Source organism: Shewanella corallii, from assembly GCF_023349125.1.
In the GTDB taxonomy this organism is placed as follows: domain Bacteria; phylum Pseudomonadota; class Gammaproteobacteria; order Enterobacterales; family Shewanellaceae; genus Shewanella; species Shewanella corallii.
The window spans coordinates 266,052-280,292 of the sequence record NZ_JAKIKT010000006.1 but is presented as its reverse complement, the minus strand read 5'-3'; the positions used below and the strand labels follow the sequence as shown (position 1 = coordinate 280,292).

General features: G+C 50.0%; 13 protein-coding genes. 5 read left to right on the top strand and 8 right to left on the bottom strand.

Annotated features, from left to right (window positions below):
* Nucleotides 1–59: 59 nt before the first annotated feature.
* The 5 genes from L2725_RS16030 to L2725_RS16010 all read right to left on the bottom strand — a co-directional run bounded on the left by L2725_RS16030 (nt 60) and on the right by L2725_RS16010 (nt 5,578).
* Entirely contained in the window at nt 60–1,490 is a 1,431-nt protein-coding gene (locus L2725_RS16030) for a M16 family metallopeptidase (protein ID WP_249249847.1), read from the bottom strand.
* Nucleotides 1,487–2,812, bottom strand: coding sequence for a M16 family metallopeptidase (locus tag L2725_RS16025; RefSeq protein ID WP_249249846.1), 1,326 nt, complete (start codon nt 2,810–2,812; stop codon nt 1,487–1,489). The genes L2725_RS16030 and L2725_RS16025 overlap by 4 nt, the downstream gene beginning before the upstream one ends.
* 170 nt (nt 2,813–2,982) lie before the next feature.
* Complete coding sequence (locus L2725_RS16020) at nt 2,983–3,651, bottom strand: class I SAM-dependent methyltransferase (protein ID WP_249249845.1); 669 nt, start codon at nt 3,649–3,651, stop codon at nt 2,983–2,985.
* 12 nt (nt 3,652–3,663) lie between these two features.
* On the bottom strand, nt 3,664–3,918 hold the full coding sequence (locus L2725_RS16015; RefSeq protein WP_249249844.1) for a hypothetical protein: 255 nt from the start codon (nt 3,916–3,918) through the stop codon (nt 3,664–3,666).
* A 13-nt stretch (nt 3,919–3,931) separates the two neighbouring features.
* A complete protein-coding gene (locus L2725_RS16010) occupies nt 3,932–5,578 on the bottom strand; it encodes an EAL domain-containing protein (RefSeq protein ID WP_249249843.1) in 1,647 nt (548 codons plus the stop codon).
* A 358-nt stretch (nt 5,579–5,936) separates the two neighbouring features.
* Here L2725_RS16010 and L2725_RS16005 point away from each other — a divergent pair, with 358 nt between their 5' ends.
* Entirely contained in the window at nt 5,937–8,042 is a 2,106-nt protein-coding gene (locus tag L2725_RS16005; RefSeq protein ID WP_249249842.1) for a putative bifunctional diguanylate cyclase/phosphodiesterase, read from the top strand.
* A 5-nt stretch (nt 8,043–8,047) separates the two neighbouring features.
* On the opposite strand, the gene L2725_RS16000 is transcribed toward L2725_RS16005, so the two are convergent.
* Nucleotides 8,048–8,662: a tRNA-uridine aminocarboxypropyltransferase gene (locus L2725_RS16000; RefSeq protein WP_249249841.1), complete on the bottom strand. Its 615-nt coding sequence runs from the start codon at nt 8,660–8,662 to the stop codon at nt 8,048–8,050.
* A 143-nt stretch (nt 8,663–8,805) separates the two neighbouring features.
* Here L2725_RS16000 and L2725_RS15995 point away from each other — a divergent pair, with 143 nt between their 5' ends.
* Nucleotides 8,806–9,633, top strand: coding sequence for a hypothetical protein (locus L2725_RS15995; RefSeq protein WP_249249840.1), 828 nt, complete (start codon nt 8,806–8,808; stop codon nt 9,631–9,633).
* 57 nt (nt 9,634–9,690) lie between these two features.
* On the opposite strand, the gene L2725_RS15990 is transcribed toward L2725_RS15995, so the two are convergent.
* Nucleotides 9,691–10,893 carry a multidrug effflux MFS transporter gene (locus L2725_RS15990; protein WP_249249839.1) on the bottom strand — a complete coding sequence of 401 codons (1,203 nt, stop codon included), beginning with the start codon at nt 10,891–10,893 and terminating at the stop codon, nt 9,691–9,693.
* Between the two features lie 108 nt (nt 10,894–11,001).
* Between L2725_RS15990 and L2725_RS15985 the strand changes: the two genes are divergently transcribed.
* Nucleotides 11,002–11,994: a LysR substrate-binding domain-containing protein gene (locus L2725_RS15985; protein ID WP_115136394.1), complete on the top strand. Its 993-nt coding sequence runs from the start codon at nt 11,002–11,004 to the stop codon at nt 11,992–11,994.
* Here the strand turns inward: L2725_RS15985 and L2725_RS15980 are convergent.
* A complete protein-coding gene (locus tag L2725_RS15980; RefSeq protein WP_249249838.1) occupies nt 11,966–12,934 on the bottom strand; it encodes a LysR family transcriptional regulator in 969 nt (322 codons plus the stop codon). The two genes, L2725_RS15985 and L2725_RS15980, sit on opposite strands and share 29 nt — an antisense overlap.
* Before the next feature lie 334 nt (nt 12,935–13,268).
* On the opposite strand from L2725_RS15980, the gene L2725_RS15975 reads away from it, so the two are divergent.
* On the top strand, nt 13,269–13,757 hold the full coding sequence (locus L2725_RS15975; protein WP_115136396.1) for a hypothetical protein: 489 nt from the start codon (nt 13,269–13,271) through the stop codon (nt 13,755–13,757).
* Nucleotides 13,758–13,780: 23 nt separating this feature from the next.
* Nucleotides 13,781–14,239 carry a cytochrome c3 family protein gene (locus L2725_RS15970; RefSeq protein ID WP_249249837.1) on the top strand — a complete coding sequence of 153 codons (459 nt, stop codon included), beginning with the start codon at nt 13,781–13,783 and terminating at the stop codon, nt 14,237–14,239.
* Nucleotides 14,240–14,241: the final 2 nt, after the last annotated feature.

The following is a 14,241-nucleotide window of genomic DNA, read 5'->3' as shown; positions in this document are numbered from 1 at the left end:
AGTCGGCATAAGCAAAAATAAAGGGAGCCCGCGGCTCCCTTTATAAACTAACGTATCAGCTATCGGGCAAAGCCGGGCGCAGTCATCTCAACCTGTCTGACGTCACCATGCCTGGCCGCAACAGGAGCGATCTCCGCCGCATTACCAATCAGGACAAACTGCAGATTCTCTCTTGGGAAGTGCTTCTCAATCAGTCGCTTGGCATCATCCAAAGTTAAGCCATTCACGCTGGCTTCAAAGTCATTGATAAAACCTTGATCAAACCCATACAAATACATATCTGCCATCAAGCCCGCCAGCTGACCGCTGGTTTCATACCTGGGCGGAAACTGACCTTTTACATAGGCTTTGGCAGAATCCAGCGTGGCCTGATCTATGCCTTGCTGCCAAAGTTTGTCGTATGTTTTCAATGCCAAATCTATGGTTTCTGCGGTCGTGCCAGTCTGGGTGAAAGTGCTGATAAAGAACAGACCATCATCACGGTATGGCGTAAACCGGGAACCCGCACCATAGGTCAGGCCGGAATTAACCCTTAGCTCATCATTGAGCCAGGAGGTAAAACGCCCTCCCAGAATAGTATTGATAACCTGCAGACCGACAAAATCAGGATCATCACGGCTAATCCCTTTTCCACCAATCACAAATGTGGTTTCTATGGCATCGGGCTTATCCACCAGCAGTACTTTAGCTTTAGTCGGCGCGGGCGCAGGATTCAGCTCCACCTGAGTCGCCATGGAAGTGGTATCCCAATCACCAAACAGTTTTTGCAGATAGGCTTTCATGGACGCCAGCTCAAAGTCTCCGGCAACCGTAATGGCGGTATTTGCCGGCTGATAAAAGTTCTGATGAAAAGCTTTAACCTGTTGATTGGAAATCCCGGCAAGCGATTGACTGTCGCCGGACGTCGGATTGCCATAGGGGTGTTCGCCAAAAAGCTGGGCAGCAAAATAGTTGCCAATAACAGCTCTTGGGCTCTCTTTTACGCGGGTCAGCGAAGCCACTTCCCGCTGCAACAGTTTGTCGAACTCGGCAGAGTCAAAACTGGGCTCGAGCAATACAGCTTTGATCAGTGGCAACATCACCTTGGCATCCCGGGCCATAAAGTCTGCACTGATATAACTTCCCTCTTTGCCTGCATTGGCATTCAGGCTGGCACCCAGGCTGTCCACCAGCAGCTCGGTATCTGCCTTTGACTTGAGACTGTTACCCAACAGCAGACTTTTAGCGGTCAGCGATGCCAAACCAGAGCTTGTGTCCTGAACACTGCCTGCACGCACCACTGCATTGACGGTAATCAAAGGGACTTCATGCTGCGGCATCAACATCAGTGTCAGGCCATTTTTCAACTGAAGCTGCTCATAGGCAGGCATTTGGAAGCCGGACTGGGATGGCTCTGGCTGAGCCTTTGTTGATTGAGTCGCACTGCAGGCGGTTAAGGACAGCGCCAGGGCAACCGATGCCGACATTACGGCTTGTTTCATCATCCTCATTGATCTTGCTCCTCCTCAGCAGCCAGAACACCGACTGTACGGTTGGCACGGGTAAAGTAGCTTTGCGCCACTCGCTGAATATCCTCCGGGGTCACTTTGGCATAGGCATCCGGTGCATTAAACAGCTTGTCATAGCTACCGAAATACAGCTCATAGGTGCCTATGGTATTAGCTTTACCGTTAATGGTTTCCATGGTGCGGTAAAAGTCCATCAACCTCAGATTCTTCACCTTATCCAGTTCTTCCTGGGTCACACCATCCTTTGCCACTGCAGCAACCTGCGCCAACATCGCCTGCTCCAACTTATCGGCACTCACTCCCGGCGCAGCAACACCGAGGAAGTAAAACAGGTTGGGATCAAACGTCTTGGGCATATAGGTATCCGCGCCAAGTGCCAACTGTTCGTTCACCAGCCCCTGGTACAGACGTGAGCTTTTACCCTCGCCCAAAATGGCAGCCAATAGATCCAGCGCATAGTAATCAGGATCTGAAGTCGCTGGCACATGGTAAGCCAGCATCACATTTGGGGTACTGACAGACGCCTTTTTGACAAACACCCGACGCTCACCCTTCTGCCCGGGCTCGACCGTCTTCACTTCTCTGGGGGGCTGCTGAGCGGGAATTGGGGCAAAATACTCGTTCGCCAGCAGTTTGACTTCATCCAGCTTCACGTCACCTGCAATAACCACCACAGCATTATTGGGCGCATAGTAAGTCTTGTGATACTGCTGCAGATCTTCCAGCGTCCAGGCGGCGATATCGGACTCATGACCAATAACAGACCAGGAGTATGGGTGAGCACGGAAGGCGGCACCTTTCACCTCTTCCTGAATCACTCGCCAGTTGGAGTTTTCCAATCCGGTCAGGCGTTCTGAGACCACTACGCCACGTTCGCTTTCCACCATCTCTGCATTAATATCCAGATCGGCAATTCTGTCTGCCTCAAGATCAAAAATGGTTTCCAGAGCTCCCGCCGGAAACCAATTGGTATAAACAGTGATATTTTCCGTGGTGTAGGCGTTGTTGGCACCACCTGCGGCTTCCATGGTGCGGTCAAACATCTTGGGACCATACTTTTCGGCCCCATTAAACATCATATGTTCGAAGAAATGAGAAATACCGGTAATGCCGGGGACTTCGTTTCTGGAGCCCACTTTCCAGAACAGGTACATATTGGCATTGGGGATAGAATCATCCTCCAACACCATAATTTTCATCCCATTATCCAGGGTAAAGCTGGCGATATCCTCAGCAGTGGTCGCCCTGGACTCCCCCATGCCGATGGCCGCAGCCAGAGACAGGCCAATCCATAAAGGTTTCATCGTCGATCCTTGTATATTTGCCATAAGGCATCAATTCCAATGCACCATAAAAAGCCAAGGCGCATTGTTAATCAAGGATAAAATTTAGCCGACTGCTGATTTTTTGTAATCAATGGTGACAGCGGACAGCGCCACCCTAAGTGGCACAAGTAGACAGCAAGGCCCGAGTATCAGGGTTTGTGCAGCAATACCACGTCGGCTCCGATCAGGTCACAGTGCCAACCCTGTCGTTTTGCCAGCCAATGGAATGTTTCGTCGGAATAGAAACAGATATGGGTAACGTCATTTTTGTAATGCCAGCGACTGAAGGCATCAGCATCCAGTACCCGTTTAGTCATTACCGCCAGCGTGCCACCCGGCTTAAGCAGGGTATCCAGCTTATCGATGATGGCTGCCGCATCAGCGATATGCTCTATCACCTCTGTCATGGTGATAAAGTCATACCTGCCCTCAAGCACTTGAGTATCCGGATGATAATAGAGATCGTAATTGGCCATCACAGCGCCATCATCGGCAGCCAGCTGGCTCAGCACCGCGCCCTCACCACAGCCAAAGTCCAGCCCCTGTAAAGCGGACAGGTCCGGACCATAACCTTGCTGCAAACAACTTTTCAGAGGGGTCCAGGTGCGCCGCAAGAATGTCTTGTAACCCTCATCAGCCACTGAGTTGTCGTGCTTGTCGTATTGTGCTTTTTCCGCTTCCGCGTTCAAATGCTGGCTAGGGGGGACACTCACCAAAGCGCACACATTGCAGCGGAAATAGTGACGGCGCTTGTCCTGACAAAAAAGAAAGAGCTGTTCACTGTGACACAGCGGACAGCAATAGGAGGTAGAAGACACAGGGTTCACTGATTATTGATCTGACTTGTCTTCTATTTTACGGTCTTTCGCCGCGGCATCGCGAGCCTGTTGAAGATATTTCTGCTCCCGGGAAGCTCTGGCATCAGCAGCCTGTTGAGCCTTTTCTTTTTGAGCCTGTTCCCAGTCACCTGACTGCTGGCGCTTAAGTACTTTCTGTTCTCTGTCACGGGTATCAGCGGCTGCCTTGCGCGCTTTTTCCAACTGCTGAGCTTCCCACTCAAGGGGACGCTCAGTCTCAGGTGACATTTTCAATTTTGGTTTACGGTCTGCGGCCCACCCTGAGCTCACTGTCATCAGGCTCAAAAAAACTATCATCAATCCCTTGTGCATCTCTTTCCCTCCCATGGATACCATCAAAAATCCGGCAGCTGTCACCACTGCACCTTTGCTGCCAGAATGACACAAAGTCTCTCGCCGACAAAGGCCCCGAGAACAGATATCCCTGCTGAAAACGTACGCCTTTCTTTAGCAGTGCATCGGATTGCTCCTGAGTCTCCACCCCTTCGGCGATAATCTCCAAATCCAGTGCCTGCCCCATCTGCAGGTACGCATCCAACACCTGACTGCGGTTGCCGGGCAGCAACAGAGTATCGACAAATAACTTATCTATTTTCATGATGTCGATATGCAGTTCCTGCAAATAGGAAGCACCTCCATAACCTGTTCCTGCATCATCCAGCTCAATGCAAATGCCGAGCTTACGCAGCCTGTCGATGGATGCCTGCGCCCGTTTAAGCTGAGTCAAAGGCAGTCGCTCAGTGATCTCCAGCGCTATTTGGCTGCAGGGATAGCCCTCTTTGGCCCAGCGCTCCATATCGTCTGCCAACACATCTGTTTCCAGGTGCTTTGGCACCAGATTCACGCTGCAGCGAAAGTTTCTTGCCTGTGACAGAATAGACGTTAAATCCCGCGGGATCTGCTGCAGCATGCTGCGGGTCACCTGGGTAATCAACTCGCTTTGTTCCAGCTCATTGATAAAGCGGCCGGGCTGCTCAACAGTCCCATCATCTTTTACCCAACGGATCAGGGCTTCGGCCCCGACAATTTCCATAGTGGAAACATCCACAACCGGCTGGTAAAACGCCACCAACTCCTGCTTGCGTACCGCCTGATAAAGGCGATACCCCATGCTCAAGCGCGCTTTGCCCACCAGACGAATTAAGTAACCACAAAGCCAGAACAGCAATACATAGATAGGCAAAAACAGCAGTGCCAACTCCAATGCCCTGTCGTAGACCCGCTTTCCGGCAATCGCCGAGGTCAGGTGTACCGGATACCTTTCACTCTCTGTCTTGATGTTTTCTATCGCCCGCCCCTTGTAATCCCCAATGGTCAGCACCGAGTCACCGTTGTTCAGCTTCACTTCGACCCGGCGGCAATTGCGCTTGTCATCTTCAAAGAAGGTGAACTTCTCCGGCTTGATCAGGCGTACCGAGCTGATCTTTTCATCACCCAGATATCCGACAAACAGGTTATATCGCTCTTCCCCTTCTCTCTGGTATTTTGCCATAGCAAGCAATACCCGCTCTTCGTTGTTTGCCAGCAGGGGCTTGATTCTCAGTCCAGCTTCGACATTGAACTCAACTGAGCCAAACATAGAACAGTAATGCCAGGCTTCACCTTCAAGCCTGCGAACCAGAAACAAACCGCTGTTGAGATGATCATAGAAAAAATCTCTCAGCAAAATCTGTCCGTCCATATCACACTTCTGATACGGCAGATGATCGAGCTCTTTCACGCTGCTGACAGCCTCATCCAGCCTGTGCTCTATGTACTGCATGGCAGATTTGGCATCTGCCTCTACTTCATTAAGGATTTGGTAGTAAGCGAATCCAAACAGAAACAGTAAAGACAGGGAAAATGCCAGAATCATGGCAAAAGTGGATTTAATGCGGGCGACAGACAAGTGAAGTACCAGAATAAAACAGAAACAACTGCGGGAGCGCCTTTATACAGCTGATAAACAAAAATCTCAAAGGTGCTGATTAAAACCGCGATCAAGATAGGCGAACAACCAAAAACACAGAACAATAAGTACGTCTTCAATCTAAAAAACAGGGGTTTTAGCAAGTCTTATCCGAAGCATGGTTTTGCAAGCAGTCCAAACCTGGGATAGATAACTTAACCTCTGAAAAAATAACAAAAAATCAGGAAGTAACATTGAGTCTGGCAGTAAAAGCGTTTACCTTTTACCCAGTTCTCAAGGAAGCTATCCAGAAATGCATCATTTTTGATGCAATAACATATTGATGGAAAAGTAATAAATGTCTCAATGGTCCCAACAACTGCACTCCCTTTGCGCCGAAAGTCTGGCCATTGAGCAACAGCTGGCGAGCATTCGCGCCGTTCCTGAGAAACAACCTTTTGCGCTGCTCGATGGCGACAGTTTTATCGGCGCCAACCAGGCTTGTCTGGATTTCTTCCAGCTCAGCTGGCATCAGCTGAGTCTTCACTCTCTGTCCACTCTTTCCCCCGGACGTCAGCACTCGGGGGTATCCAGTAAAGATGCCGCCCGGGATGCCATCTATCGCGCCATGGACGGTGATAAAGTGCATATGGAATGGCTGCTCCGAGATGGCGACCATGAAAAACCCACCCGATTGACGCTATGGCCCTGCATTCTAAAACAGCATCCTGTGATCCTGCTGGTAATCACCCCGATCGAGCGCAGACGTCAACAAAGAGATCCCATTGAGCATGGTTTCAAACAGCTGCCGCCGGATGTCCTGTCCAGCGTACTGGAGCACAGTGAGGAAGCCATCTACATCACAGGCGAAGACAATCGCATTCTGGCAGCCAATATGGCGATGTCCCGCACCTGTGGTTACAGCTGCGAGCAGCTGATTGGCCAACAGCCAGACTTCCTCAACGCCGACAGCTATACCTCAGATGTAGAACAGGAGTTTCAACAGGCGCTGGCCGCCCGGGGAAGTTGGCAGGGAGAGTTACAGAAAAAGCGTGCCGATGGCTCGATTTACCCGGTCCAACTATCAACCAGCCGGATAGATTCTCTGGATGGCCGAATTTATCTGATTACTCGCTTCAGCGATATCAGCGCCCGCAAACAGCAGCAACAAAGGCTAACTGAGCAGGCAATGTCCGATGCCCTGACCGGCCTACCCAACCGCTATCAGCTTACCAAACTGCTGAACCAGGCGCTGGAAAGACACAGGCAGGACCCTTCTAAGTTTGGCGCCTTGATGTTTATGGATCTCAATGGGTTCAAAAACATTAACGACAGTTTCGGCCATGGCGTCGGCGATCGGGTGCTGCAGCTTGTCGCTGCCCGCCTGGAAGCCCACTGTATTGGGGAAGCTGAGATAGCACGTCTTGGGGGCGATGAATTTACCCTGCTTTTGGAAGACTGCCGTGATCATAAGCAGGTGGAAACGGTGGCCCGTGAAGTACTGGGGCTGTTTGATGTCCCCTTTGAGTTGGAAGGACAAAAATTCTTCCTCGGCACCAGTATAGGCATTGCCCTGTTTCCGGAGCACAGCGACCAGGCAGCTCAGCTTATCTCGCTGGCCGATACCGCCATGTACAGTGCCAAGAAGCACAGATCTCATATTCAGTTCTACAGCGCCGACATGCAGCAGGAAGCGGAGCGTAAGATTAAATTTATCAACAACCTGCGCCATGCCATGGGCCTGCGCCAGTTCTCGCTCGCTTATCAGGGAATTGTGGATCTGGACACGGGCCATGTTATCGCGGCAGAAGCTCTGTTGCGCTGGCAAAAAGATGAACACACTTTACTGGATGCCCGGGATTTTCTTCCTCAATTGGAAGAGACGGGCATGATAGTCAAAGTGGGACAATGGGTACTGGAGCAAGCTTGCCGACAGGCTGCCAAATGGCGGGAAACATCAGGCAAGCCACTGAATATCTCAGTCAATATATCGCCACTGCAATTGGAGCACCCTGATTTTGTGGACATGGTCAGTCATGCTTTGGCAAAGGCGAATCTGCCAGCAGAATCACTGATTCTGGAGATCACTGAATCCACTCTGCTGCGACAGCCTTTACAGGCCAAAGGCGTACTGGTTCAACTGAGGGAGATGGGGGTTCATATCGCCATTGACGACTTTGGCACTGGATTATCATCGCTGAGCCGATTGGGCAGCTTGCCTATCGACAGCCTGAAAATAGATGCAGAGTTTGCCCAACAGCTGGGTGATCCCCAGGGGCAGAAACTGTTCGCTGCCGTGGTGCAGCTCGCCCGGGCGTTGGACATCATCTATATCGCCGAAGGGGTCGAAAGCCATGAGCAACAAAGCCTGCTGCAAACAATGGGTGGCGGCTATGGACAGGGTTATCTGTTTGGCGAACCTATGGATGCCGGGGCATTCAGCAGTCGCTTCCTTCACTCCTGATATTTTCAATCACGGTAACGTTGCCTGACCGCTTCAGGCATTGCAGCCAGCTGGCGCTCCACCAAGGCATCAAAAGCCCGGAATAAAGGCTGAACGTCCAGTCCGGGCTCAAGTTCCGCCAGGGCATAAGCCGTTGCCTCCAGCGTCGATAAACTATCAGGCCGCTTTGCCTTGCGAATACGGTAACGTCCCTGATAATTCTCCCCCAGATGCACAGCCTGCAACTCAGCTAACCAGGGGTTAAGCTTGTAGATCTTCAGCGCTTTGCGCCAGGTGCCATCAATCACTACCAGATTCACAGGGTTAACTGAACTGGCCTTACTGTCGGCCATAGCGGCGAGCTCAATACTGGCATAGGCCGGGTAAAGCACCAGAGTATTCTCCCTGTCCTGCAATAGCCGATCTCTGACCGCACTGAAGTCCTGCTCTGTCTCCCCCACGACCAACTCACAATCAGTCAAGACCCGACTCAACAACCTGACACTGTTCTTGGCATGGGCAACTTCGCTGGGATGCTGCAAAACTACCACCCGGGTGTCACTCTGCATTGGCAGTATGGCTTGGCACAGGCAGGCATTCAGCGGGTAATCACAGTGGGGACAATGGGGACGTTTTGACATATCTAAATAACTTGCCTGACTTTAACACTTAAGCATTATATCAATCATTTGGACTATTGCTGTCGCCCTTAACCAAGGTAGTCTGGCTGGCGCTGGAATATTTGGACTCCAGCTAAAGGAAAAACAACAAGAAAGGATGCAAAATGAAGTATTTATCTCCAATTGCCGTAAGCTTGGCATTGGCCATTATTGGCTGCTCTGCACAAGCTCAGGAATTTAAACACCAAGCGAGCATCGGGTTCGGATACACAGATCTGAATGGCAGCAGTTCAGACATGTTCAGTGTTAATTACAGCTACCATTTAGATAAAGTCAGTACTGACTCGCCATTCGCACTCAATACCTTTTTGGCCCAGTCATCCCAGCTTGATGTCGCTTATATGACCTCTGGTTCAAACTCAAATTCAGCCTTTATAGGCGGCACCTGGGTCAGCGACAGCAACTGGTTTGTAAGAGGCGGGTATAACGCCTCCCTGGATCACTTTGGCGATATGGGAACTGCCAATATGAGCCTAGGATATTACCTGAGCACGACTACAGAGATTGCTTTCAACTACAGTAGGTCTGACGTGGATAACGGTAGTTCTTGGAACGAATCCAACTATGAGGTCGTTAGATGGGGAGCTCACGCCAGAAGCTGGTTTGAGTTGCCCACCACCCAAGGCATAGACGCGGGTTTCGAATATGAGAGATTTGAGTACGACCACCAATATAATGGCAATCGCTCTTCAAGCGAGTATGACTCATTATCCACCTATGCAGACTGGTATCTGACAAAGTCCCTTTCTGTCGGTCTCAACGCCGCCTACCTCAATCCGGACCAAGGCAACTCAGATAGTGCTTATATTGCTTCTGTTGATTACTGGCTGCCGCTGGGCAACACCTTTTCTCTGCAATCAGGTGCGAATGTAAACCTGAACTCGGATAATGATGTTTGGAGTCTATATGTTGCTCTGACTTCGCGTTTCTAGAGCATTAACTCCTACAGAAAGGCCTGCAAATGCAGGCCTTTCTTTTACTTGTGGGTTTTACGGGGCAACCGGCTCTCTGTGCCAACGCGCAAATCGCTCAAGTCGCATTACGGTCAGCAATAAGGCACTCAGCAGAGTCATCATACCGCCCACAGCAACCGGAGCAGGCAAACCGGTTTGCTGCAGCAGCGCAGTCAGCAAAGCTGCACCACTCATCTGGAAAAAGCCCAACATGGCCGCGGCAGTACCCGCACGGTCGCCAAAAGGTGCCAGCGCCATGGACGTCGCCGGCCCCAGCAGCAGGGCAAAACCGATACACAGCAGAATCATCGGCAACATATAGGCTATGGCGCCCGCCATCCCTGCCACTACGCCCAGTCGGTAAAGTACCAACTCAGCCAATCCCGCCACCAGGATCAGGGCCAGCGCCAGAATCACTGTGGGTCGGTTGCCTAATCTACGGATCACAATTGGGGCACCAAAACAGGCAGCGATATTAAAAGCAGCATTAAGGGCAAACAGACCACTGAATGTCAGCTCATCAATACCCAACTCACCAATCAACCACATAGGTGAATAGGACACATAGCTGAGAATGGCACCCATGCCTGCCATGCAGGTAATGGCATAAAACATAAAGTGACTGTTACTGAGTACCGGCTTATAGCGTCCCCAGCGATACAAAGGCGAGCTTGTATCTGTGGACGCCGGACGGGTTTCAGCAAACTTGAATGACACAATAAACAGCATCAGCAAACCGTATCCGGCCATAAACAGGAAGTTGGACCGCCAGCCAAACTGCAGCGCCAGCAAGCCCCCCAGAGTAGGAGCCAGCGCAGGGATCACGCAAATCGCCCCGTTCAGGTAGCTGTAAATACGGGCACTTTCACTGGTGTTGTAGCAATCCCGTACCGCGCTGAAAACCACGATGGATGCACTGCAGGCGGCCAATCCCTGTAGTACCCGGGCCAGCTGCAGCAAAGAGAACTCCAGGGCGAACACAGCCAACAGACTGGATAAGATGTAGAAACACAAGCCACCCAGCACCACTGGGCGGCGGCCAAACTTATCCGCCATCGGTCCAATCACTATCTGGCCAATACCCATGGCCGCAAGAAACAGCACCAGAGTGGACTGCACATCACTGTCAGACACATTAAACTCCGCCGCCATTGCAGGCATGGAAGGCAGATAAATATCAATTGCCAGAGGGCTGAGCAGCACAATTGACATTAAAAGTGGTAACAATCCGGGTCTCATCGGGTTCTCGTAACGATTAGTTTATTGGAATAGGAGTATTTTAGTTGCGACAAGGTATGAACAGAAATGATATATATTCCTAAATAAAAATTCCTCAGAGGAATATCTGTGAAACTGGACAACCTTGCCAGAGTCGATCTCAACCTGTTGGTGGTACTCCAGGTTCTGCTGGAAGAGCAAAGCGTCACCCGGGCTGCCCGGCGTTTACACCTGACCCAATCCGCTCTGAGCAAAAATCTCACCCGCTTGCGTGAGATGCTTGGCGATCCCCTGTTTCAGCGTACAGCCCGTGGACTCAAGCCTACCGCCCACGCGTTACAGATTGCCGAACGCCTGCCCGGTACGCTGGAAAAGTTATACGAATTGACTCAGCCACCCGGATTTGTACCCGCCTCCAGCGAGCGTCAGTTCTCATTGGCCATGGTAGAGAGCACCTATGAGACATTGGTTCCTCAGTTTATTGGCCCCCTGCTGAAGGCCGCACCCAATATCCGCCTTAACAGCTATGTGTGGACTGAAAACTCCATGCAGGATCTGGTATTGGGACAACTGGACTTTGCCATTGCTGGGCGGGATCTGCACCCACACTCCCGCTTTAAAGTGGAGAATCTGGCGGAAGGGATAGAGCACGAAACCCTGTTTACCGACAAACAGGTGTGTCTGGTCAGAGAGGGGCACCCGGCACTGCAGGCACAGGCGGCAGGATACTGGGATCTGGATTATTATCTGAGCCAGTCACATGTGCAGGTAAGGTGCGAAGGTAATGAATGGTGGGCACTGGATTATCACCTGGCCAAGTCCAACCAGAGACGCCACCTGAGTGCCACAGTGCCGGATTTCTATGGCGCTGTAAGTATTTGTGCCCACAGCGATCTGGTGTTTACCCTGCCCTCCAGCTTTGCCCGCCATGCCTGCAAGCTATACCCGCTGGTACTGTTGCCCTTGCCCATAGACTTTATTCCACTGGCCTATGTACTGCTGTGGCATAGCCGAAATAACAGTGACCCAGGCCATCAATGGCTGAAACAAACCATCCTGGCCAAGGTAGATCAAGTGGTGAACAGCGATCTGGTCAGTTCAGATTTGCCTGAATCAGACTGATAACTCTATCCACCAGCCAGTCCAGGTTGGCATCCCGGACACCCTTTTGTCTTACCAGAAACAGGGTTGAACAGGGGAACTTATCCAGCATCCTGCGGGTTTCCCTGTGAGCCAACTGGCAGGAGTGCAGCAGAGGGATTTCTGAAAACTTGTCGTAAAGCGAACTGTAAGAGGTCAACGCCAGCGCATCACTGTTAATCAGATAATCAATCAGGGAGGCGACATTGCGTATGGTTATCTCAGTATGAAGAGGGATCCCCTCTCCCAGACAGAACCGCTGGAAGGCACTGGCTCTCTCTTCAGGCTTACCAAATTCAGTATAGACAAAAGGGTATTCGGCAATGCGTTCAAAGCTGATATCTGAGTCAAGAATGCTGTGCCCTTCCCGGGACAACACATACAGGTTTTCCATCGACTTGATGGGAATGACTTCCAGCTTATCGCTATAGGCCTGCAGCTGCTCCTGAGAATAGTGGCAGGAAACCGCAAAGCTAAGGTTGCCGTTCAGTACCTCATTGATGGAGTTACCGTTCCAAAGTTCCAGAGAGATGCCTATGGGGTGCTCTTTGTCATGCACCAAATTGATCAGGGAACGCATCATGGTACAGCTGATCGCATCAGGAATCGCGATAGGGTAATCCTGCCTGGACTTGATGATATTGGGATCCAGTCGATTGAAAGCCTTGGCAGTATCGATAATATTTCGGGCGATTGGATAAAGCTGATCGGCAAACTCATTCGGGTGCATACCATACCTTTGCCGAACAAACAGCTCATTACCAAAGGTATCTCTAAGCTGTTTTAAGCAACGACTAATTTTAGGCGCTGGAATTCTTAACGCTTTAGATGTCATGGTTGCCGACTTATTTTCATAAAGTAAAACTAAAATACTCAAACTGAGTAAATCAATTTTCTCAATATCGATTTCTTTACCAAGCATTTCTCTATTCCTTGAACCTCTCTCCCTTTTTATGAATTCTAATCAACAATCCAACCAAAGCAACAGATATCGAAAAATATTCAGCACCACAACAACTTACTAATAAAGCCTTTATCACTATACACTTAGCGCAAGTATTCTCGGTTCTGCAATTCTGGTTTCAGTCTTATATATTCCACAAATAACTCAATAGTATTCCGTAAATCTTAGGCCGTGCATTGTCATAAATAACAATATATTGGGGATCATGATTTTGAGATAAAGAATACTGATAATATTTAATTTCTGATATTTATATTTACGAGTGACTCGTACCAGGATGGAGGAAATTATTATGAGCACATCAGTAATAGCCAGCTATGCATTTATGTATTTCGTACTTTTTTTGATTGTGCCATTTGTCACTATATCATTTGTATTGACCTGCATTAAGTTCTTTAAAAAGGATATGAGTATCAATGATGGCCAAATCAATATAATAAATAAGCCTCAGTTCTGTAATAAACAGGTACTGAACTACATTCACGACCTGAACGGTGTATCCAGCGGCAAGTATGACGTGCTGTACGGTCTGAAGATGGATGACCTGGTAGAAGTGCAGGATAACGATGACCTAAAGTCAGTGCTGCATAACTGCACCATTGATTATGTAGTCATCGACCATGACTCATCTGAAATTAAGCTTGTGATTACCGATGAGCAGGATTTGGAAAGAAACTCATTCCTGCAGAATGTATTTACCAAGTTCAATATTAATCACATTCAGATACGCAAGGACTCTCCCTGTGATTTAACTGCAATTCGCACAGCTTTAGCTGCCTGACCGACTCCGCAGAGGGACTGAAGATGTCTAGATTACCTTTGTTAGTCGCCTTGGTCAGCCTGCTTTCCTGGCTGCCGGTTCAGGCAAAAGAGTCCAGCTCTGCGGCAATGTCAGAGATCCATAAAAGCCCCTGCATGAAGTGCCACAAACGCAACGGCACCATGCAGGGAATACATGGGAACTCAGACCTCACTGTCAGTTGCGTAGATTGTCATGGTGAAAAGCAGGGACACCCAAGAAAAGCGTCAGATCTTGTGGTGTTCAATGCTGCCACCCCCGCCGAAACTCAGGTTAAGCCCTGTATTGAGTGCCACGACCCACAAGCTCTTGGAACCCTGGAGTGGACCCACAATGTGCACTCCAACAAGGTCAGTTGCAGTCAGTGTCACCAATTGCACCCGACGGAAGATCCCATGGTGAGCGTAACTCAGGCAGACAGAGCCGCAATGTGTCAGCAGTGTCACCAAAGCAAACAGGATTGAGT

Coding starts and splice junctions, on each gene's coding strand:
- L2725_RS15995 (WP_249249840.1), top strand. CDS start 8,806: ATGAAGTATTTATCTCCAATTGCCGTAAGCTTGGCATTGGCCATTATT.
- L2725_RS15980 (WP_249249838.1), bottom strand. CDS start 12,934: ATGCTTGGTAAAGAAATCGATATTGAGAAAATTGATTTACTCAGTTTG.
- L2725_RS16000 (WP_249249841.1), bottom strand. CDS start 8,662: ATGTCAAAACGTCCCCATTGTCCCCACTGTGATTACCCGCTGAATGCC.
- L2725_RS16005 (WP_249249842.1), top strand. CDS start 5,937: ATGTCTCAATGGTCCCAACAACTGCACTCCCTTTGCGCCGAAAGTCTG.
- L2725_RS16015 (WP_249249844.1), bottom strand. CDS start 3,918: ATGTCACCTGAGACTGAGCGTCCCCTTGAGTGGGAAGCTCAGCAGTTG.
- L2725_RS16025 (WP_249249846.1), bottom strand. CDS start 2,812: ATGAAACCTTTATGGATTGGCCTGTCTCTGGCTGCGGCCATCGGCATG.
- L2725_RS15975 (WP_115136396.1), top strand. CDS start 13,269: ATGAGCACATCAGTAATAGCCAGCTATGCATTTATGTATTTCGTACTT.
- L2725_RS16030 (WP_249249847.1), bottom strand. CDS start 1,490: ATGAGGATGATGAAACAAGCCGTAATGTCGGCATCGGTTGCCCTGGCG.
- L2725_RS15990 (WP_249249839.1), bottom strand. CDS start 10,893: ATGAGACCCGGATTGTTACCACTTTTAATGTCAATTGTGCTGCTCAGC.
- L2725_RS15970 (WP_249249837.1), top strand. CDS start 13,781: ATGTCTAGATTACCTTTGTTAGTCGCCTTGGTCAGCCTGCTTTCCTGG.